The 21,063-nt window shown below is 73.1% G+C and carries 15 protein-coding genes and 1 tRNA gene; 9 read left to right on the top strand and 7 right to left on the bottom strand.

Translation table 11 applies throughout. The annotated features are described in order from the left end of the window. Nucleotides 1–20 precede the first annotated feature (20 nt). The 3 genes from lysA to ACGF2V_RS13535 form a co-directional block, all read right to left on the bottom strand. Nucleotides 21–1,412 carry a diaminopimelate decarboxylase gene (gene lysA, locus ACGF2V_RS13545; protein ID WP_362621873.1) on the bottom strand — a complete coding sequence of 464 codons (1,392 nt, stop codon included), beginning with the start codon at nucleotides 1,410–1,412 and terminating at the stop codon, nucleotides 21–23. 27 nt (nucleotides 1,413–1,439) lie between these two features. Continuing rightward, nucleotides 1,440–2,669, bottom strand: a complete 1,230-nt coding sequence (nrtL, locus tag ACGF2V_RS13540) for an ArgS-related anticodon-binding protein NrtL (RefSeq protein ID WP_362705374.1) — start codon at nucleotides 2,667–2,669, stop codon at nucleotides 1,440–1,442. A 70-nt stretch (nucleotides 2,670–2,739) separates the two neighbouring features. After that, entirely contained in the window at nucleotides 2,740–3,159 is a 420-nt protein-coding gene (locus tag ACGF2V_RS13535; protein ID WP_362621876.1) for a response regulator, read from the bottom strand. 215 nt (nucleotides 3,160–3,374) lie between these two features. Here ACGF2V_RS13535 and ACGF2V_RS13530 point away from each other — a divergent pair. Then, nucleotides 3,375–3,446, top strand: a tRNA-Arg gene (locus tag ACGF2V_RS13530). Between the two features lie 454 nt (nucleotides 3,447–3,900). On the opposite strand, the gene ACGF2V_RS13525 is transcribed toward ACGF2V_RS13530, so the two are convergent. After that, nucleotides 3,901–4,359, bottom strand: a complete 459-nt coding sequence (locus ACGF2V_RS13525) for an ATP-binding protein (protein ID WP_362621878.1) — start codon at nucleotides 4,357–4,359, stop codon at nucleotides 3,901–3,903. 161 nt (nucleotides 4,360–4,520) lie between these two features. On the opposite strand from ACGF2V_RS13525, the gene ACGF2V_RS13520 reads away from it, so the two are divergent. Together ACGF2V_RS13520 and ACGF2V_RS13515 are read left to right on the top strand one after the other, a co-directional pair. Beyond that, entirely contained in the window at nucleotides 4,521–5,393 is an 873-nt protein-coding gene (locus tag ACGF2V_RS13520; RefSeq protein WP_362621880.1) for a helix-turn-helix transcriptional regulator, read from the top strand. Next, nucleotides 5,390–5,635: a DUF397 domain-containing protein gene (locus ACGF2V_RS13515; protein ID WP_362621882.1), complete on the top strand. Its 246-nt coding sequence runs from the start codon at nucleotides 5,390–5,392 to the stop codon at nucleotides 5,633–5,635. Before ACGF2V_RS13520 ends, ACGF2V_RS13515 begins: the two co-directional genes overlap by 4 nt. Nucleotides 5,636–5,768: 133 nt before the next feature. On the opposite strand, the gene ACGF2V_RS13510 is transcribed toward ACGF2V_RS13515, so the two are convergent. The 3 genes from ACGF2V_RS13510 to ACGF2V_RS13500 all read right to left on the bottom strand — a co-directional run bounded on the left by ACGF2V_RS13510 (nucleotide 5,769) and on the right by ACGF2V_RS13500 (nucleotide 9,364). Then, nucleotides 5,769–7,451 carry a DUF6880 family protein gene (locus tag ACGF2V_RS13510; RefSeq protein WP_362705377.1) on the bottom strand — a complete coding sequence of 561 codons (1,683 nt, stop codon included), beginning with the start codon at nucleotides 7,449–7,451 and terminating at the stop codon, nucleotides 5,769–5,771. Between the two features lie 178 nt (nucleotides 7,452–7,629). Beyond that, nucleotides 7,630–8,007, bottom strand: a complete 378-nt coding sequence (locus tag ACGF2V_RS13505; RefSeq protein WP_362621885.1) for a hypothetical protein — start codon at nucleotides 8,005–8,007, stop codon at nucleotides 7,630–7,632. A gap of 265 nt (nucleotides 8,008–8,272) precedes the next feature. Continuing rightward, nucleotides 8,273–9,364, bottom strand: coding sequence for a Ku protein (locus ACGF2V_RS13500; protein ID WP_362621886.1), 1,092 nt, complete (start codon nucleotides 9,362–9,364; stop codon nucleotides 8,273–8,275). Between the two features lie 111 nt (nucleotides 9,365–9,475). Here ACGF2V_RS13500 and ligD point away from each other — a divergent pair, with 111 nt between their 5' ends. From ligD to ACGF2V_RS13470, 6 genes are all read left to right on the top strand, one after another. After that, nucleotides 9,476–10,372 (top strand): non-homologous end-joining DNA ligase, encoded by an 897-nt coding sequence (ligD, locus tag ACGF2V_RS13495; protein ID WP_362621887.1) that lies wholly within the window; start codon nucleotides 9,476–9,478, stop codon nucleotides 10,370–10,372. Nucleotides 10,373–10,983: 611 nt separating this feature from the next. After that, the gene (locus ACGF2V_RS13490) at nucleotides 10,984–13,179 is read left to right on the top strand and encodes a PBS lyase (RefSeq protein WP_362705380.1); all 2,196 of its coding nucleotides are present in this window, start codon (nucleotides 10,984–10,986) and stop codon (nucleotides 13,177–13,179) included. Continuing rightward, a complete protein-coding gene (locus ACGF2V_RS13485; protein ID WP_362705383.1) occupies nucleotides 13,176–13,505 on the top strand; it encodes a zinc-ribbon domain-containing protein in 330 nt (109 codons plus the stop codon). The genes ACGF2V_RS13490 and ACGF2V_RS13485 overlap by 4 nt, the downstream gene beginning before the upstream one ends. A 321-nt stretch (nucleotides 13,506–13,826) precedes the next feature. Further along, nucleotides 13,827–17,126, top strand: coding sequence for an ABC transporter permease (locus tag ACGF2V_RS13480; RefSeq protein ID WP_362621940.1), 3,300 nt, complete (start codon nucleotides 13,827–13,829; stop codon nucleotides 17,124–17,126). Nucleotides 17,127–17,130: 4 nt separating this feature from the next. After that, on the top strand, nucleotides 17,131–19,887 hold the full coding sequence (locus ACGF2V_RS13475) for an FtsX-like permease family protein (RefSeq protein ID WP_362705386.1): 2,757 nt from the start codon (nucleotides 17,131–17,133) through the stop codon (nucleotides 19,885–19,887). Between the two features lie 211 nt (nucleotides 19,888–20,098). After that, nucleotides 20,099–21,055: an ABC transporter ATP-binding protein gene (locus ACGF2V_RS13470; protein WP_362621893.1), complete on the top strand. Its 957-nt coding sequence runs from the start codon at nucleotides 20,099–20,101 to the stop codon at nucleotides 21,053–21,055. Nucleotides 21,056–21,063: the final 8 nt, after the last annotated feature.

Raw genomic sequence — 21,063 nt, 5'->3', positions numbered from 1 at the left:
ATCCTGAGACATATATTTCATCAGCCGACATCGAGACGCAGGAGATCTTCCTCCGTCTCACGCCTGACGATCACACGCGCCTCCCCGTCGCGCACGGCGACGACGGGCGGACGCAGGGCATGGTTGTAATTGCTCGCCATGGAGCGGCAGTACGCGCCGGTGGCGGGCACGGCGATCAGGTCGCCGGGCGCCAGGTCGCACGGCAGGAAAGCGTCCCTGACCACGATGTCGCCGCTCTCGCAGTGCTTGCCGACGACACGGACGAGCATCGGTTCGGCGTCGGAGGCGCGGGAGACGAGCGCGACGCTGTACTCGGCGTCGTACAGGGCGGTGCGGATGTTGTCCGACATGCCGCCGTCGACGCTGACGTACGTACGCAGCCCCTCCAGGGGCTTGATGGTGCCGACCTCGTACAGCGTGAACGCGGAGGGGCCGACGATGGCGCGCCCCGGCTCGACGGAGATCCGCGGGGTGGCGAGGCCGGCCGCCGCGCACTCGCGGGTGACGATGTCGCCGAGCGCCTTGGCGATCTCGTGCGGCTCGCGCGGGTCGTCGCCGGAGGTGTAGGCGATGCCCAGCCCGCCGCCCAGGTCGATCTCGGGCAGCTCGACGCCGTGCTCGTCGCGCACCTCGGCGAGCAGCTGCACCACACGCCGGGCGGACACCTCGAAGCCGGCCATGTCGAAGATCTGCGAGCCGATGTGCGAGTGGATACCGATGAGTTCGAGCCCGTCGAGGGCGAGCGCCCGGCGCACCGCCTCGGCGGCCTCTCCCCCGGCCAGCGCGATGCCGAACTTCTGGTCCTCGTGCGCGGTGGCGATGAACTCGTGCGTGTGCGCCTCGACGCCCACCGTCACCCGGATCTGCACGCGCTGCCGCGTACCGAGCCGCTGCGCGACGTGGGCGACGCGGGCGATCTCCTGGAACGAGTCGAGCACGATCCGCCCGACACCGGCGGTGACCGCCCGCTCGATCTCCGCGACGGTCTTGTTGTTGCCGTGGAAGGCGATGCGCTCGGCGGGCATTCCCGCGTCCAGCGCGCAGGTCAGCTCGCCGCCGGAGCAGACGTCGAGGTTGAGGCCCTCCTCCGCGAGCCAGCGCACGACGGCCCGCGAGAGGAACGCCTTTCCCGCGTAGAACACGTCGGCGTCCGGCCCGAAGGCGTGGGCCCAGGCCCGGCAGCGGGCCCGGAAGTCGCTCTCGTCGAGGACGTAGGCGGGGGTGCCGAACTCCTCGGCCAGCCGCGCCACGTCGATCCCGCCGACGGTGACGGCACCGTCCGCGTTCCGGACGACGGTACGGGACCAGACCTTGGCGTCCAGGGCGTTGAGGTCGGTGGGCGGGGCGGTGTAGTGCCCCTCCGGCAGGACGTCGGCGTGGCGGGGCCCGGCGGGGTGTGCGGAACGGCTCATCGTGCTTGCTCTGCTCTCTCGGGTCTCTCAGAGGACTTCGGGTGCGCTGATGCCGAGCAGGGACAGGCCGCCTGCCAACACCGTCCCGGCGGCTTCGGCGAGGGCGAGCCGGGAACGATGGGCGGCCGAGGGTTTCTCGTCACCGACGGGAAGCGGCGGGGCGCCGTCGTGGAAGTCGAAGAACGCCCGGGCGATGGCTTCGAGCTGCCGGGCGACCCGGTCGGGCTCCCGGTGCCGGGCGGCGGCGGCGAGCACGCCGGGGTGGTCGGCGAGCAGCGCGACGAGCGCGTCCGTGACGGCGCCGGCGCGGTCCGCGGACGCGGGGCGGATGCTGTCCCCGGGGCCCTCGCAGGCATCCCCCGAAGGGAGACGGGTCCGCGCGACGGCCTCTCCGCATCCGAGGCCGGGGCCCTCCTCGTACGCGTCGCCCGTGGCGGCGGGAAACGCGGGGCGCTCCCTCGAACTCTTCTCGCAGCCCGTGCCGACGCCCTCTTCATGCGCGTCGTACGCGGAGGTGAACCCCAGCCGCTCGTTCGCGTGGTACGCGGCGGTGAACCCGAGCTGCCGGGCGTTGCGGCTCAGGGCCCGCGTCCGCGCGTACGCGTAGCGCACCCGGAACAGCGGATTGCCCTCCCGCTGCGCGAGGAGCGCGTCACTGCCGGTGTCCTGCGGCCGGTCGTGCGGGGCGGCTCTCAGCAGCGCCCAGCGCGCGGCGTCGTTCCCGAGCCGCGCGAAGAGATCGCGGTCGGCGGCGGGCACCGGCATCACGTGCAACGCCTCGCCGCCCGCGGCCCGCGCACCCACGGTCGCCCCCTGGGCCCGGAGCAGCCGCTCGACGACCTCGGTGACGACCCGGGCGCGCGCCTCCTCGACGGGCGCGAACGAGACGGTCGTACCGGCGAGGGCGTGCCCGTACCCGTACTCGCTGCCGCCCGTCCCGATGTCCCGGACGAGCGCGCCCAGCCGGTCGGCACCACCCGGCAGGCTGAAGTTCAGGAAGCCGGGCCCCGTGACCTCGACCGTGCCGATGCCCGGCACGCCCCGCACCCGCTCCCGGATGATCTCGGCGACGTCCCTGGCCGGCAGCGCGGCGGGCCGTGCGAGCTGGAGGGCGACGGCACAGGCGTAGTCCCCACGCCCACCGGGCCTGGTCCGCTCCACCCGCACGCGCGCGGGCACGGGCGCGCGCAGAGCGTTCTCGTCGACCGCGCGACGCACGGCGTGCAGCACGGCCCTGGAGAGATCGGCGGGGGTCACGGGACAAGCGTATGGGAGGAAGGGGGGCAGCTCGCGACCTGGTTTCGCCATGCGGTCACCCTGCGGCTCTCTACGCCCTCCCCGCCCCCTGTCTGCCGTCGACTGCGGGCGGCTCCGCCCGGTTCGCCAACTTCCCCACGAGCCGCACCAGTTCGCTGGGCTCGAAGGGCTTCGCCAGGAACGCGTCCACCCCCGCGGCGACCCCGGTGTCCACCTCGTAGGGGGTGCAGGCGCTGATGATCGCCAGGGGCAGATGTCTGGTCCGCGGATCGGAACGCAATCTGGTGGCGGTCTGCAGACCGTCCAGCCGGGGCATGACGACATCGAGAGTGATCACATCGGGGCAGACCCGATGCACCAGATCCAGACACTCGACACCATCGGACGCGGTCACGACCTCGAAGCCCTCAAGCTCGAGATTGACCCTGATCAACTGCCGGATGACCTTGTTGTCGTCGACAACAAGCACGCGGCCACACGCGCCTGACACACTTCGAGGGTAGGTGCGGCGTAGGGGCTGCGTCCGGGTTTTGCCTATTTCCGCCCCCGGACGAGTGGTGCGAGCGTGGCCGGATGTGCGCCACCCCTCCCCCCTTCCCGCCCGCCGACCTGCACGGGCCCTCCTCAGAGCATGGAAATAGCTGTTCACGGACACCCCGCGGAAGCTGGTAGTGTTTCCCCCGTCGCCGAGCAACACGGCGAAACGCCCCCGTAGCTCAGGGGATAGAGCAACGGCCTCCGGAGCCGTGTGCGCAGGTTCGAATCCTGCCGGGGGCACCTCGAAAGAAGGTGCCGAGGCCCTGAACCGCAGAAAAGCGATTCAGGGCCTTCGTCATACCTGCCGACACGTATACCTGCCGACACGCACGGCCTCATCGGTCGCGACCGCTCGGTCCGGCAAGACGTCGGCCTCCCCGAGATGCGGGGGGAACCTCACGCTGGACGAACGCACCTGCGGTGAGCCGCGCGGTGGACGGCGCAGTCATGCGCCCACGATGGCGGCGTCCAGCACCCTGCGCCAGCGGCGACGCGCGTACGCCACGTCGGTGTGCGAGCACAGCTCCCGACCAGCCGATTCGAGAGGGTTCCCCGCGCCGCTCCGTTCCGCCTCCTGCCCCGAGCAAAGTCCCCGCTCCCCTGCCGGACCGGCCTCGGGGCAGGCTCCACGTGCGTGCCCCGGTCCGACGACGCGGCAGTCCGGCCGTACCGGCGGGGTGATGTACGGCGGCGGTCAGCGCGGCAGGTCCAGCTCCGCGACGACGGTCTTGCCGACGGGCTCCCGCTCGATCACGTCCCACCGGTCGGCGAGCGCCGCCACGAGGAACAGGCCCCGGCCGGTCTCGGCGAGCGGTGCAGGGGCCGGGTAGGGCGTGCGGGGGTTGCGGGGCCGAAGTTCACCGCAGGTGTCGGAGACCGCGATCCGGAGAAGGCCGCCGGACAGGGTCAGCACGACCTCGAAGTCCCTGCCTGGCACGCGCCCGTGCGTGGCGGCGTTGGCGGCGAGTTCGGCGACGAGCGCGGCGGCGGTGTCCGAGACGTGGCCGCCGTAGGGAAAACCCCAGGCATCGAGTTGATGCTGCGCGAGATGGCGGGCGAGGCGAGCGCCGCGCGGGGTCGAGCTGAACCGTTGGGTGAACACACGTACGGTAACCGGGACTTGATGGGCCGTGGGGGCGGCTGGTGGTGTCATGCGCCCAATGTGCCGGGTAATCATGGGCGTTCACCAGGCTCGACCTGCGTACGCTGGGTCAGCGTACGCACACACTCGGTGGACGGTACGCAGCACTGAGTGTGACGATGAGCGGCGTCAGAAGCGGCACGGCGGGGCGGGTGCGCGGGAGGTGCACAACGGTGGCCTACGAGAACACGGACGGCTGCACGGAAGCAGCGGCAGGCGGCGAGGCCGGAACCGGTTCCGAGCCGGAAGCCTCGGACAGTCTGCGCACCTTCGGCGCGTTCGTCCAGGCCCTACGGGAACACGCGGGTCTGAGCCGCGAGGAGTTCGGCCGCCTGGTGCGCTTCTCGAAGCACACGGTCGCCTCGATCGAGCAGGGCCGGCGCATGCCGGACGACGACTTCGTGGAACGGGCCGAGGCGGCGCTCGGCAACACGGGGGCGCTGCGGAAGGCGGCACCGCATCTGTCGCGGCAGGCGGGGCTGGCGAGTTGGTTCCGGCAGTGGGCGCGGCTGGAGCGGACGGCGGTCGCCTTGTACACGTACGAGTGCCGCATGATTCCAGGGTTGCTCCAGCCTGAACCATACGCTCGCGCGCTGTTCATGGATCAACTGCCGTCGCTGAGCGATGAACAGATCGAGGCACAATGGGCAGCTCGATCCGAGCGACAGTACCTTCTCGGCGACAGGGTGAACACGACGTTTGGGTTCATCATTGAGGAGCACCTGTTCCGGCGCCAGACAGGTGGCTCGGAAGTTACGCGAGGGCTCATCGACCACGTGCTGGAGGCTGCCGTTCTGCGTAATCTGGAGGTGCAGGTCATGCCGACGGTGATGCCGTCGCATGCCGGATTGGCCGGACCTATGCAACTGCTGGAGACACCAGACACCAAGTGGTTCGCCTACAACGAGGGTCAGCGTGGCGGGCTGTTCTTCTCCGACCCGAAAGAGGTCAGCGTGCTCCAACGGCGGTATGCCAGGATGCGTGCGCAGGCTCTCTCTTTGAAGGACTCGCTGAGCCTGTTGCGGCAGATGCGAGGAGCGCTATGAGCACGGAAGAACTGACCTGGTTCAAGAGCAGTTACAGCAGCGGCGACGGAGACAGTTGCGTCGAAGTCGCCGTTTCCTGGCACAAGTCGAGCCACAGCGGCTCACAGGGTGACAACTGCGTCGAGGTCGCGGCCTGTCCTTCCGCCGTCCATGTCCGCGACTCCAAGAACCTGAGCATCCCTGAGCTTGCCCTCTCGCCCACGGCTTGGGGGACCTTCGTCGCGTACGCCGCCCAGGGCTGACACTCACGCAACGGACGAGCGCCCCATGCCGGTTGGAATCCGGCGCGGGGCGTTCTGTCGTTCACTCGGTGGTAGGCGGCACCCGCTTGTGGCGGGGACGGGTGCGGGCGGTTGCGGCCCGCCCGCGCCCGGTTCAGAGGCCGTGTTCGTCCATCAGCCGCATCAGGTTGCGCTTGCGTTTCTGGGTGGTGCGCAGGGCGGTCACGTACGCGGTGAACTCGTCCGGCGTGTCCAGGCGGCGGTGGCAGTCGCGCATGCTCAGCAGCAGGCCGACGAGCTGTTCGTAGATCGCGTTGCCCGTCTGCCGGGTGAGCGGTTCGGCCAGGCGCAGGTAGACGTCGAGGGCGTCGGAGGGGCGGTCGGGGCGGGCGTGGTCGGCGAGGGCGAGCCACTGGCGGTCATGGGCGCCGGTTTCGGTGGCGGCCTGCCAGGCGGTGTCGATGTCCTTGTCGTCGAGCAGGGCGTCGACCAGGGCGGAACCGCTGTGGCGCCCCGGCTGTCGTTCGGCGTCCGCGCGCAGCAGGGCCAGTGCCCGCTCGCGCTCGGCCGGCCAGCCGTCGGCGGTCCGGGCGGCGGCGCGCAGGTGCTGGTAGGCCCGCAGGGTGCGGTGGGCGTCGAAGTGGGCGCGGCGCAGGGCGAGGGCGTCGGGGAGCCGGTCCGCCTGTGTGTAGCGGTCGGCGAGGTAGTCGACGAGGGCTGCGTCCAGGTCGGCGGCGTCCTCGGTGTCGCGGATGCCGCGTTCCGCCCACTCCAGGGCCTCGGCGGGCCGTCCCGCGGTGTCCAGTTCCCGGGCGACGACCAGGTGGGTGGAACCGTCCGGGGCGAGGTCGGCCGCGTGTACGGCGATCACCATGTCGATGTCGCCTCCCGCCTTGGCCAGGCGTTCCATCAGATACTTCTGCGCCCATCCGGTGCGGTTGGCCCGCCACGCCTCCACCGCGTGTCTCCGCAGCGCCGTCATTCCCCGTTCGCCGAGGACGTCCTCGTAGTCGAGCGGATCGATGTCCGTGAAGTCGCTGTCGTCGTGGAGCACGTGCTGGACGAGCCAGTGCGCGAGTTCCTCCGGGTCGGGGCCGACCGCGCGGCATGCGTCGTGGTGGGCGTCGGCAAGGGCTGCGCCGACCTGCCCGAGCCATCCGTCGGAGTCGTCGACGTTCTCCGCCGCCCGGCCCAGCAGCCTGATCGCCTCCCCCGCCAGGGTGATCGCGTCGGCGCCCCGGCCGGAGCCGGTCAGTTCCCTGATCGCGGACGCCGCCTGCCCGGCCTGGTCGGCGTAGGCACGGGCGGCGGCGTACTCGACGTATCCGTACTGGGTGAACGGACCGATGTCGAGCAGCTCACGGATCCGGGACCGGGCCCAGGCCAGGTCCCCTCGGCTGCTCGCGACCCGCAGCTCCAGACGGCGCCGGAACTGCCGGTCCTCGGCGATCCGGTCGCGTACGAGTTCGAGCAGTTCTTCCCTGGACAGGCCGGACAGCCAGGCGTCGAGGGTCTGTGCCCGGCTCCGGGCCGCCTTCCGCTGCTTCGGCAGGCTCGCCCGGTCGGCGAGCAGACTCAGGCCGAGTGCGACCAGGTGCTTGCAGAAGTTGCCTTCCTGGCCGTACGGGCAGTCGCACTCGCCGGACAGGCCGCGAGGTCCGTCCAGCGTCAGTTCCACCTCGTACCGCTCCGTGCCGTGGACGGTCGCGGTGGCCGAGACCTCACCGACCTCGATCCCGGACACCGCGTCGAGATATCCGGCCCCGCGCTCGAAGGAACGGGCGCCTGCCAGCGCCTTGAGGTTCGCCTCGGTGAGACTCTTCGCAACTCTTCCCACGCCTGCTCCGGCCCTGGTGCTCGTATCAGCTAATGGGTGTCAGCCTACGAGGGGCAGGGACGCAGGGGGTGTCTTTGGCCCCACGGGTGAAGCGGACCCGACCCGAGCGGCACCGCGACGTCGTGTCCGGGAGGCGACGGACGGGGCTCCTCGACCGGCTCGGGCCCGGCCGGCCGGGCTACGCACCCATCCCCTCCGGACCGCCGGAGCCGAGTTGTTCCGCCCGTAGCGCCAGGTCCTGGAGGACATCGGCGGAGGAGACATCCGTCTGACCGGAGTCGTGTACCTGGGCGAGCATCGCGAAGGCCAGGGTGAACGCGCCGACGAGCTGTTCCACCGCGCCGCCGACCTCGTGGCCGACGAGGGCCGCGACCTCTTCGATGGTGGCGTCCTCGGGGATCGTGATCCGGGGCATCGTCTCGTTCAGGAGCGCGGTCACCACGGACGAATCGGCCTCCACGTCGTCGCGGTCCCCGCTCTCTTCGAGCAGTCGGCGGATCTCGCCCGCCTCCGTGAGGATGCCCACCACGCGCTTCACCACTTCGCTCTGCTCCATGCCGTGAGCATAGGCGCGGAGGCACGCCGCGCGGGGGCGCTCGCCCGTATGACGTACGGAATGTCGGGGGCACGGTGCCGTCCTTGACCGCGTTCGGCGTACCGCTCCTGCTCCTCCGTTGCAGGCGCCCCCGCCGCCGCGACCGGTCGCCCCTGTCGTCCCTGTCGTCCCGCACGAGCGGGGCACGAAGGGGCGGCGGCCTTCACCGGTCCTCGTGACGGCCGTCCGACGGCCTTCACTACGGCTCTCCTGACAACCCTCGGGATCACGCGGAGGTGCGTTTGCGCGACGTCGTGTTCTTCGTGGCCGACTTGGTGCCGGACTTCGTGGTGGATTTCCTCGTCGGCGTCTTGGCGGTCGTCGACTTCTTCGCCGTCGACCGTGACGCGGTCTTCTTGGCGGGCGCCCGGCTCGTCGTGGACTTCGGCTGCTTCGCGGCGGCCTTCTTGGGGGGTGCCGCGGTCTTCTTCCTCGCTCCGGTGCCGCCCGCCTTCTTGCGACCGGTGAGCGAGGTGACCTCGGCCATGGAGCCCTCCGCCGGTTCCTCGCCCGGTTCCCGTTCCTCGGTGGGCGTCGCCTCGCCGCGGGCCTCCTTGGCCTCCCGGACGCTCTTCTCCAGGGCGGCGACCAGGTCGATGACCTTGCCGCCGGCAGCCCCCGCCTTCTCGGGTTCCAGGGTCCGGCCCTCGGCCTTCGCCGCGACGAGTTCCTCGACGGCCTCCCGGTAGTCGTCGTGGAGCGAGTCCATGTCGACCTCGCCGAGGGTTTCCATCAGCGTGTCCGCCAGGTCGAGTTCGGCATCGCGCACCGTGACGTCGGCCTCGGGCGCGACGCCCTCGGGGCTGCGGATCTCGTCCGGCCAGAGCAGGCCGTGCATGGCGATCACGTCGTCGACCACCCGCAGCATGCCGAGCCGTTCCCGCCCGCGCAGCGCGTATTTCGCCACGGCGACCTTCCGGCTCCGCTTCAGTGCCTCCCGGAGCAGGGTGTACGGCTTGGCCGCCGGTACTCCGTTGGCGCAGAGGTAGTACGCCGCGTCCATCTGGAGCGGGTCGATCGAGGTCGCGGGCACGAAGGCGACGATCTCGATCGTCTTGGCGGTGGGGAGCGGGAGCGCGTCGAGCTCCTCGTCCGTGATCGGGATCATCGAGCCGTCGGCGTCCTCGTACGCCTTGCCGATCTCGGCCGCGGAGACCTCCTCGCCGTCGAGCTCGCAGACCTTCCGGTACCGGATCCGGCCGGCGTCGGCGAGGTGGATCTGGCGGAACGAGATCGAGTGGCTCTCGGTCGCGTTGACCAGCTTGATCGGGATGCTGACCAGCCCGAAGGAGATGGCGCCGTTCCATATGGATCTCACTGTTCGCCCCTTGTGCGCATGAGGTCTGGATGGATGCGTTTGGGCGCGTACGAGTCGCACTCGATGCCCGTTCTGCACATGTATGCACAGAAATCATGTGACTCTTATCGTATGACGCCGATCACAGAGGTGGAGGGGCGAAGGCTCGCGCTCAGCAATCTCGACAAGGTGCTGTATCCGGCCACCGGAACGACCAAGGGCGAGGTGCTGCACTACTACGCGACCGCGGTGGCCCAGCCCCTGCTGGCCCATCTGCGCGACCGGCCCGTCTCCTTCCTGCGCTATCCCGACGGCCCCGACGGACAGTGCTTCTTCACCAAGAATCCGCCACCCGGTACGCCGTCCTGGGTACGGACCACTCCGGTGCCGCACCGCGAGGACGAGCAGGCGAGGCAGGTGGTCGTGGACGGCCTGGCCGCGCTGATGTGGGCGGCCAACCTCGTGGTGGAGTTCCACACCCCGCAGTGGCGCGCCGGGGCGCCCGGGACCGCCGACCGGATGGTGTTCGATCTGGACCCCGGTGCGCCCGCGACCGTGGTGGAGTGCTGTGCGGTGGCTCGGTGGCTGCGCGAGCGGCTGGCCGCGGACGGGCTCCTCGCCTGCGGGAAGACCTCCGGGTCGAAGGGGCTCCATCTCCTCGTGGCGGTGGAGCCGACTCCCGCCGAGCGGGTGTCGGCCTACGCGAAGAAGCTGGCCGTCGAGGCCCAGGAGGCGCTTCCCGACCTCGTGGTCCACCGGATGACGCGCGCGTTGCGGCCGGGGAAGGTGTTCATCGACTTCAGCCAGAACGCGGCGGCGAAGACGACCGCCACCCCCTACACCCTGCGCGCCCGCCCCGAGCCGACGGTCTCCGCGCCCGTCACCTGGGAGGAGATCGAGGGGTGCCGGTCGCCCGGAGAGCTCGTCTTCCGGGCCTGTGACATGGCGGCCAGGCTGGCGCGGTACGGCGATCTGCTCGGGCCGCTCGGCGACCCGGAACGGTCTCGGCCACTGCCGACGAGGGACTGAAGCGCTCTCCGGCCCCCGCCCGGCCGCTGCCTCCATGCCCCTGTCCCGCTTCTCCCGTCCCCCACCGCCTCCCCCTCTCTCTCCTGTGCCACTCCCCCGGCCCGTCCCCGCTCTCCCCTGTGCCACCCTCCACTGCCCGTCCCCGCTCTCTCCCGCCCCCGACTTGTTGTGGTTTTCTTGACCAGCCACGATCAAGCTCGCGCGGCGGCGGCGGAATGGAGACCTGCGGCGGACACGCACGCGACCGGGCCCAGTGGCAGCCGGACCGGCCGTTCGGCGCGACCGCAGGAGAGGAAGTGATCACGCGCATGCGCCCGCCGAACCCGGCGGCTCCGGTTTCCCGGACGGCCCGACGGGTAGCGGCCCGGCCGGCGGGGAGCGGACGGCCGACAGCCGCCGTTCACGGTCGGCGGCCGACGAACGGTCGGCGTTCGGGCGACCTGCGGTGACGTGCATTGGAGGAGATCGTTCCGCCCGGCGGTCCGATAGCGCATGACAAGAACTTTGTCATGTCCGTCAGGAAAAGAACGCATGCAGAGGGCACACGGTCGGACCGTGGTGCACACTCTGGCAAACACTGCTTGGTGTGAATCGCGTGGGGAGGCGAGGGCGTGTTCGCAGGGATCGACGAGGTCGACTGGGCCTCGATGGAGCATGCCTACGGGCCTGCCGATGACGTGCCGGCGATGCTACGGGGGCTCGCGTCCGACGATCCGGTGCTGCGCGAAGCGGCGCTGGACGGCATGTACGGGGCCGTGCACCACCAGGGTGAGGTGTACGCCTGCACGCTGGCCTGCATTCCTTTTCTCTTCGAGCTGGTCGTGGATCCGGGCATCCAGGACCGGGGCAGCATCGTGGAGCTGCTCACCAGCATCGGCGGCATCGATCTGGGCGAGGACGACGAGGACGAGATCGCCGAGGAGGAGATCGAGGGAGCGGCGAACTACGCGATGGCGGCGACCGCCGTCACCGCGGGGGCCGGGGTGTTCTGCGAGCTGATGGCCGACGAGGACCCGGGGGTGCGGCTCGCCGCGCCGCTCGCGCTCGCCGGACTGCACGCCCACCCGTCGCGGGTGCTCGCGCTGCTGCGGGAACGGCTGCCGGTGGAGCCGTCCGAGGAGGTACGGCTCGCGCTGGTCGAGGCGGCCGGGCGGGTCGCGCTGCGGCATCGTTCGCTGGCCGGGCAGGCTGCCGGCTGGCTCACCCGGCTGACCGGCGAGGGGTTCCCGCCGGGGCTGCGGCTCGCCGCACTGGCCCAGTTGGCACGGTGCGCGCCGGACGCGCTGCCGGGTGACGTCGTACGTATGGTGACGGGCCTGCTGCGGCAACTGCGCCAGACCCCCGCGTGGCGTTCCGCCCCGGCCGCGTACGGCACGGGCGAGACCCGGCCCGGCCCGGCGGCCGATGTGATCGCGGCCCTGGACGCGCCCGCCGAGGCGTCCGGCGCCGGGGAGCCGGGGTCGGAGGAGCGGGCCGTGCCCGCGGCCCGCCCGGGCCAGGCCCGGGCGCTGTCTGGCGAGGGGGTCGTGGCCCGCACCGCGCCCTGGACGGCGGATCTGCTGCGTACGCTCCACACCGGCCTCGACGACCGGGTCGCCGAGCGCACGGCGCTGCTGAGCGATCAGCTGCGCAGTCCCGACCACCAGCAGCGGATCGACGCGCTCCGGATGAGCAGCGCGCTGATCCGGGTCTGGCGGGGGTCCTACGACGAGCTGGTCCGCCTGGTCGGCGAACAGCTCGCCACGCCCGAGCCCCGGCTGTCCGGCACCGCCGCGCAGGTGCTGGAGGACCTCTTCGGGCTGGCCGCGCCCGCCGCCGACGCGTTGGCGGCGCGGGTCGCGGCGGACCCCTCGTCATGGGTACGGGACTGGCCGACCGGCCCGCCGGCGCTCGGCAGCGCGGTGAAGGCGCTGGCCCGGCTCGGCGACCCCCGTGCCGTACCGGCGCTGGCCACGGCCCTGGAGCGGCGCGAGATACCCCACGACGTGGGATTCACCATAGGCTTCCTGGGGACGGCGGCGGCCCCGTTGACGGAGGTGCTGCGCCGCAGGCTGGGTGAGGTCCGGCTGGACGAGGCGGCGTACGACCGGGCGAGCCCGCTGCTGATGGCCCTGACCGCGATACCCGCGGACGAGGCGGTGCCGGAGGTGTTGAGGGTGCTGCGCGGCGCTCCGGCGTACCGGGGCGAGTGGCTGCGTACGGCGGCTTTGCGGGCGCTCGGTTCGTTCGGCCCCGCCGCGCACGGCGCCGTGCCGGAACTGCGCGCGCTGCTGCACCGTCCCGGGGCCGTCCCGGCGGCGGAGGCGATCGAGGCGGCTTCGGCCCTGTGGGCGGTGAGCGGGGACGCCGACGCCGTTTTGCCGGCGCTGACCGAGGGGCTGCGGGCGAAGCGCGTCCACGAGGTGCGCGCCGCCGTGAACGCCGTGGCCGGGCTCGGGACGCGGGCGGCGGCGACCGTGCCCCGGCTCCGTGCGCTGCTCCACCACGAGGAGTTGTGGCTGCGGGTGGACGCGTCGGCCGCGTTGTGGGAGGTTTCGGGGCGGGCCGAGGAGTCCGTTCCGGTGCTGCTGGCGGCCTGGGAGCGCAGCCGTCAGTCCCGGGTCCGCGTGGCACGGTACCTGGCGCGGATGGGGGCCGCCGCGGGGCCGGAGGCGGCGGGCGTGCTGCGCGCCGAGCTCGCCTCCGTGCGCCGCCACAACGCGATGGACGGCACCTTCGGCAGCCACGACACGTACGAGGACGAACAACTGCTGGCGTTCTGTCGGCAGGCGCTCCTGGGCGAAACGGGGAAGGGACCCACGACGTGATCATTTTTGGTACGCGGGGATATCTGTACCAACTGGCCGTGCTGACGCTGGTCTGCGGCTGGTGCGGCAATCCGGCCGCGCACACGCTGCGCAAGCGGGTCACCAAGTTCACGCTGTTCTTCGTGCCGCTGTTCCCGTTCTCGACGAAGTTCGCCACGCAGTGCACGTTCTGCGGCGGCGAGCAGCAGATGGCGAAGGAGCAGGCGGAACAGTTGCTGGCACAGCACGTGGCCGCGCAGCAGGGCAACCCGTTCGGGCCGGCGCAGGGGCAGGGACACCCGGGGTACGCGCCGGGCGGGCCCGGCCGGAATCCGTACCAGAGTTGAGAGCGACCACCTGCCTCGCCCTTCCCTCCGCAAGGGTCCTTCCGGCCGCCGGCACACGCGGGTCGCCGTCAAGGGGTTCGGCCTGTCCGAGGAGCACGGGACGGCCTGGTGGAACCGCCTGACGTACGCGGCGGCGCCGTGGACCGACGCGCCGGAGTGTGCGCTCAACAGCCCGAACTCCGTTCATAGAACACCGACTTCCGGTCACAATCCGGTCAAGCCCGCTTCACCATCCCTTACCTCGCCGCGCCCGGTCTGACAACATCACCGGAAGGTCTGAGGCGACAGTGACAACAGAGGCTTGGGGGAAGCCGAGTGGCGATGTTCGGGGGGCGCTTCGCGGGGCGTTCGGGGCGTACCACGCTCGTCCTGGCGAGGGCGCGGGCGCATCGCCCGCTGATCGCCGCCGCGCTCGTCACCGTCCTGCTGACCACCTCCGTGCTGGCGGCCCTGGCCGCCTACTCGACCGCGATCGGCGACGCGGCCCTGCGCCACTCGCTGGCCGATCCGCGCAACGCCGCCGATGCCGCGCTGGTCGTCAAGGCCGAGGTGACGGCCGATCGTCGCCGGGCCGCCGACGCCGCCGTACGCGACGGAGCGCGCCGTACCTTCGACGGGCTGCCGGTGACCGTGCGGACGCTGGTGCGCTCCGGCCCGTACGCCCTGCCCGCAACCACCCGGGCCGCGGCCACCCGGCCCGACGACAAGCCCGACCTCACGCACTTCGCGGCGCTCGACTCCACGCAGGTGCGGCTCAGCAAGGGGCGCCTGCCCCGCGCGGGCGCGCCGGACGTCGAGGTGGCGATGCCCGAGACCGCCGCGCGGCGGCTGCGACTGGCACCGGGCGCCCGCCTCACCCTCACCGACCGGCTCGACGGGCCGCCCGTGCGGATCCTGGTCACCGGCGTGTACCGGCCCGCCGACCCGGCCTCCCCCTACTGGCTTCTGGACGAACTGGGCGGCCGGGGCGTACGGACGTCCTCCTTCACCACCTACGGCCCCCTGCTGACGACGCCCTTTGTCGTCACGGGCGGCCGGGTGAGCGGCGGAGGGTCGGGGTGGCTCGCCTCCGCCGACTTCGCCGGCCTCACCGCCGACCGCATCGACACCCTGCGCACCTCCGCACGCACCGGGCCGGCCCTGCTCAAGCTGCCCACCGGGGACGGCAGCAAGGGCGGTACGGTCGGCGGGACGACCGCGAGCACCGCCCTGCCCGAGGTCCTCGACCGGGTCGAGCGCTCCCTGCTCGTCTCCCGCTCCACCCTCCTGATCGTCGCCCTCCAGCTCGCCCTGCTCGCGGCCTGCGCGCTGCTGCTCGTGGCCCGGCTGCTCGCCGTCGAACGCACCGGCGAGACCCGGCTGCTGCGCGCCCGCGGCGCCTCCCGCCCCGCCCTCGCCGGCCTCGCCGCCCGGGAGGCGCTGCTGCTGGCCGGGCCCGCGCTGCTGATCGCCCCGCTGCTGGCGGGCCCGCTCGTCCGGCTGCTGGCCGGGCAGGGGGCGCTGGCCCGGCTCGGGCTGGAGCTTGAGGTGTCGGCCGGCGGACGGCTCGGCGTGTGGTTGACGGCGGCCGGGGTGGCGCTGGGGTGCGCGCTGGCGGTGACCCTGCCGGCGGTCGCGTCGACCGGATTCCGCACGTCCCGCGCCCGCGCCCTGCCCGCTCCGCTGCGGGCCGGGGCGGACCTGGGGCTGGTGGCGGTGGCCGGGGTCGCCTACTGGCAACTGGCCCGCCGCACGTCGGGCGCGGTGAGCGCGGACACGACCGGCGCCCTGGGCATCGACCCGCTGCTGGTCGCCGCACCCGCCCTCGCGCTGCTGGCGGGCGCGGTCCTGACCCTGCGTCTGCTGCCGCTGGCCGCCCGGATCGCCGAGCGCCGGGCGACGGGCGGGCGGGGGCTGGCCGCGGCGCTGGCCGGCTGGCAGCTCAGCCGCCGCCCGGGGCGCGGCGCCGGTCCCGTACTGCTGCTCGTCCTGGCCGTCGCGCTCGGCGTACTGGCGATCGGCCAGGGCTCCTCCTGGGAGCGCTCGCAGGACGACCAGGCCGACTTCGCGGCGGGCGCGCCGGTGCGGATCCTGGGCACCAGCGGCGACGAGCTCGGCCGCACGCAGGAATACGCGGCCGTGCCCCACGTGCGCGAGGCCGTCCCCGCCGTGCGGAAGACCCTGACGCTGTCCGGGCGGCGCACGGCGACGGTGCTGACACTGGACACCGCGAACGCGGCGGACACCGTCCTGCTGCGCCCCGACCTGGCGCCCGCCCCGATGAAGCGGCTGCTGGCGGAGCTGGGCCCGTCGGGTGAGACGGCGGGCGCGCGGGTGCCCGCCGGGGCGACCCGGCTGACGCTGACGGCGACCCTGCTCGGTTCGGTGCGGGACACCGAGAGCGCGGCGACCGTGACCCTGACGTTGGAGGACGGCCACGGCGTCCCCTACGCGTTGCCGTCCGGCGACCTCCCCGCCGACGGGCGTCCGCACACGCTGTCCGTCGATCTGCCGACAAACCACGGACCGTTGACGCTCACCGGGGTACAGCTCGTGCTGCCCGTGCCGTCCCTCCACGCCGAACAGCACACCCTGACCCTCGACGCCCTGACCGCGACAACCGCCGCCGGCACAGCCCAGCGTGTGCCCCTGCCGGCGTCCTGGACGGCGGACTGCGACACCAACGGGCAGGGCCCGTCCGACTCCAGCACCTCGCCGACCCGTCCGCGCGTCCGCCCCGCCGCGCGCCCGACCGTGGTGTACGGCACGGGCTACGTCCCGTCCTACCTGTCCTCGCTCAGCCCGTCACTGACGCTGCGCATGCAGGTGACACAGCCCAAGGCCACCGCGGTGGCCGCCCTCGTCACCGACCGCTTCCTCGCCTCGACCGGCGCCCGCCCCGGTCAGACGATGGACATCGCCTTCGACGGGCAGAACGTTCCCGTGCGGATCGTGCGCGCCCTGCGGGAGCTGCCGACGACCCGGGGCGGGGAGCAGGACGGCGACGGCGGCGCCGTTCTCCTCGATCTGCGCGCCGTGAACCGGGTCCTCCAGGCCCGCTACGGGGCCGCGGTCGCGCCCAACGAGTGGTGGCTGCGGCCGGACTCGCCCTCGGACACCGCGGGCATCGCCACCGCTCTGCGCGCCCGGCCCGAACTCGATCCCGGGCAGATCGTCGTGCGCGACGAGATCGCCGCCGAGCTGCGCGACGACCCGTTCGGGGCGGGCCCGGAGGCCGCGTTCACCGCAGCGGCCGGGGCGGCGGCCGTCCTGGCCGCGCTCGGGTTCGCGGTGAGCGCGGCCGGGGCGCTGCGGGAGCGGAACGCCGAGTTCGCGATCCTGCGTGCGCTGGGTGCCCCGCGCCGTCGGCTGGCCCGTGCCGTCGTGGCCGAGCAGGGCGTCCTGGTCGCGCTGGCGCTGGCCGTGGGCACGGGCCTGGGCATCGCCCTGACCCGCGCGGTGCTGCCGCTCATCGTCCTGACCGGCGAGGCCGCCCGCCCGGTGCCGGCTCTGCTGGTGGAACTGCCGCCGCTGCGGGTGGCCGCGCTGCTGACGGCCGTGGCCGCCGTCCCGGTCGTCGTCGTGGCGCTGCTGGCGGCGCGACAGGCCGATCCGGTGCGGGTGCTGCGGGAAGGGGAGTGACGTGATGATCCCGTTCAGGCGTGGGGAGCGTGCCGCCGCCCCCTGGGTCCGCACCCGTCTGCGGTCGGCCCCCGGGGCCGCGCTCGCCCTCGCGCTGCTGGTGGCGGTGACCGCCTGCCTGGCCGCCGCGTTCCCGCGCGCGGTGGAGCGGGACGAGGACGCGGGCCTGCGCCGCTCCGTCGAACAGACGCCCCATTCCCGCAGCGTCGTCCGTCTGTCCGCCCCGGCGCCCATGACGGTGGAAATGTCGCAGGGCCAGCGCGAGCAACTCATGCGCCCCGACACCATGAAGAGCGACTACGACAGCATCCTCGGCACGGTCCGGCGCCCCTTCGTCCCCGACCTCGGCCAGTCGTCGTACGGCGTGACCACTTCCGTGAACCACGAGGTGTCCGACCCCTGGCTGCCCCGGCCGAGCGGGCTGCCCGCCCGGGTCGCCCTCGTCGCGCAGGCGGGCCTGGCCGACCACGCCCGGCTGCGCGAGGGCCGTCTGCCACGCGCGTCCGGCACGGTCACCGCGACGACGCCCGAGGTGGAGGCGGCGGTGAGCGCGGACACCGCCAAGAGCCTGCGCATCAAGGTCGGATCGGTCCTGCACATCCCCAGCGCGGACCAGAGCACGCTCACCGTCCGGGTCACCGGCATCGTCGCCCCGCGCGACCGGGACGGCGCCTACTGGTCGGCGGAGCCCCTGCTGCGCACGCCCGCGCTGACGCCGATATCGCCCGCCGACCAGGACTCGCCCCGGTACTGGCTCGGCACCCTGCTGCTGGCACCCGAGGCCGCCCCCGTGCTCCTGCGCGTCGAGGAGCTGCCCCACCGCTACTGGCGACTGGCCCCCGCCCCGGACACCCTGCGCCACCGTGACCTGGGCGCGCTCGAATCCGCGATCGCGGCCCTGGAGTCGGGCCCCAGTCTCCAGCAGGCGCGCGAGGCCGCCGACCTCCTCATGGAGGCCGCCACCGACCTCGACGACGTGCTCACCTCCTACTCCCGCCTGCACTCCGGCATCTCCCCGCTGATCTCGATCGCGGCGTTCGGCAGCGCTACGGTCGCCGTCGTCGTGCTGGTGATGGCGGGCGGCCTGGCCGCCGACCGCCGCCGCACCGAACTGGCCCTGCTGCGCGCCCGCGGAGCCTCGTTGCCGGGTCTCACCGCCCGCCTGCTCGCGGAGACGGCGGTGGTCGCCGTCCCGGCCGGGGCGCTCGGCCTGGCCGTGGCGATGTGGGCCCTCCCCGGCGCCCGGGCCCTGCCCGCGGTACTGGCCGCCCTCGCGGTCACGGTCGTCGCCTGCGCCACCCTTCCGCTGCGCGCGGCGGCCGCCCACCGGCAGGTCCGCTTCCCCGCGCTCCGCCAGGACGTGACGTCCGTACGACCGTCCCGGCGACGCACGGTCGCCGAGCTGACGCTGGTGACGGTGGCCGCCGCCGCGGTGGTGACCCTGCGCCGGCAGGGCACGTCCGGCGGGCCCGGCGATCAGCTGATCGCGGCGGCGCCCGTGCTGGTGGGGGTGATCGCCGCGCTGCTGCTGGTCCGCCTCTACCCCCTCCCCCTGCGTGGCCTGGCCGGCCCGGCCGGGCGGCTGCGCGGCGTGGTGAGCCATCTGTCCCTGGCCCGGGCCGGCCGCAGTTCCGCGTCCGCGGTGCTGCCGCTGCTCGCCCTGCTCACCGCCCTCACCACGGCCTCGTTCGGCGGCTCGGTCCTGGCAAGCATCGGCGAGGCCCGGGACCACGCGGCGCTCCTCGCCGTCGGAGCCGACGCCCGATTGAGGTCGACGGTGGATTCCCTGCCCGCGGGGCTGACCGACCGGGTGCGCCGGGTCTCCGGCGTGCGGGAGGTGACGGCGGTGAGCGTCACCTACCAGGCGAAGCCGAACGACGGACGTCAGGCCGTGCCGGTGGTGGGCGTGGATCCCGGCGGCTACGCGGAGCTGACGAGGCGGACGGGACTCGGTGCCTTCTCCGAAGGAGTCCTCAAGAAGGGCCGGGGCGACCTGGGGGCCGGCGCCGTACTGCCCGCCGTGGCCTCCCCGAGCGTGGCGGACGCCCACGGCTCGGCTCCGTTCCCCCTCAGCATGGAGGACGGCCGCAGGGTCACCGTCCGCATCGTCCTCGTCCGGGACAGCACTCCGGCCGTGATGGGCGCCGACTTCCTGGTGGTGGACCGCGCCGGTCTCGGCGCCGCGGCCAGGCCGACGACGCTGCTGGTGACGGGCCCGGAAGCGGACGGCCGCGCCCTGCGCGAAGCGGCCGGGGACGCGGTGTCGGTCCGCCTCCGCGCCGACGAGAGGGCCCGGTACGTCGACTCCCCCCTCCAGTCCGGCGTGGAGCACCTCTACACGGCCGCGGTGGCAACAGGCGCCGGCTACGCCGTGCTCGCGCTGCTCCTGTCACTCCTGCGCGCCGCTCCCGAGCGCATCGCGCTGCTCGCCCGCCTGCGCACCATGGGCCTCACCCGTGCGCAGGGCCGCCGCCTGCTCGTCCTGGAGTCCCTGCCCCAGGCCGTGCTCGCCGCGGCGGGCGGCGTCGTGACCGGCTGGGCCGCGATCCGCCTGCTTTCCCCCGGCATGGACCTGACCGCAGTGGCCCTGCCGCCCTCGGTCGCTCCCCCGGATCAGACCCCGCTGCACGCCGACGCCTGGTCGCTGACGGTGCCGGCGCTGGCCGTGGTGGCGGTGACGGTGGGAATCGCCGGCGTACAGGCGTGGTGGGCGGGGAGAAGAGGAGCGGTGCGGGAGTTGAGAGCGGGTGACACGAGGTGAGAAGAGCAGCGCACCCCGCCCCCGGCGGCCTTGGCGCCACGGCCGGGGGGCTCCGGCGACCGGGGCCCCCGCCCCCGGCGGACTCGGCGGCCCCGGCCCCGGACCTCGGCGGACTCGGCGGTCCCGGCCTCCACCCTGGCGGCCCCGCCCGCACGCGGCCGCCCCGGCGCGCGCCCGGCCGGTCGCGGCCCCTCATCGACCAAGGAGCCCGATGACGACGAATCCCACCCTCGCCGAACTGGCCGACAAGGCGACCGCCACCCGCGATCGGCCCGCCTACGGCCACGACGCCCTCATCACCTGCGACCGTCTGGTCCGCGTCTTCTCGGCGGACGGTGTGGAGGTGCAGGCGCTCCAGGGCCTCGACCTGCTCGTCCGCAAGGGCGAACTCATGGCCCTGGTGGGCGCCTCGGGCAGCGGCAAGTCCACCCTGATGAACATCCTGGCCGGCCTGGACACCCCCACCGCCGGGGCGGCCGAGGTAGCCGGCCACAACCTGCTGGCCATGACCGCGAAGGACCGCCTGTACTACCGGCGCAAGGTGGTCGGCTTCATCTGGCAGCAGACCTCCCGCAACCTGCTGCCGTACCTCACCGCGGCCCAGAACGTCGCCCTGCCCCTCCAGCTGGCGGGCGGGCGGCGCCGCGCCCGGGCCCGCGCCGAACGCGCCCTGGAACTCATGGAGTTGCTCCAGGTCGCCGACTGCCGGGACCGCCGCCCGCATGAGATGTCCGGCGGTCAGCAGCAGCGGGTCGCCATCGCCGTGGCCCTCGCCTGCGACCCGGCGGTGGTGTTCGCCGACGAACCCACCGGCGAGCTCGACTCCCACACCGCCCAGCAGATCTTCGCCGCCTTCCGCACGGCGAACGAGGAGCTGGGCACCACGATCGTCATCGTCACCCACGACCGTGCCGTGGCCACCGAGGTCCGCCGCACGGTCGCCATCCGCGACGGCCGCACCTCCACGGAGGTCCTGCGCCGCAGCGAGGTCGACGAGACCACCGGCCACGAGACGCTGGTGGCCCGCGAGTACGCGATGCTCGACCGGGCCGGCCGCCTCCAGTTGCCCGCCGATTACACGAGGGCGCTGGGCATGCGCGACCGAGTGGCACTGGAGCTGGAGGAGGACCACATCACCGTATGGCCGGACGACAGCGGGCAGAGCTGATCGTCGGC

The sequence above is a fragment of the Streptomyces sp. NPDC047982 genome (genome assembly GCF_043204165.1).
GTDB lineage: Bacteria > Actinomycetota > Actinomycetes > Streptomycetales > Streptomycetaceae > Streptomyces.
This window is presented reverse-complemented; position numbering and strand designations above follow the sequence as displayed.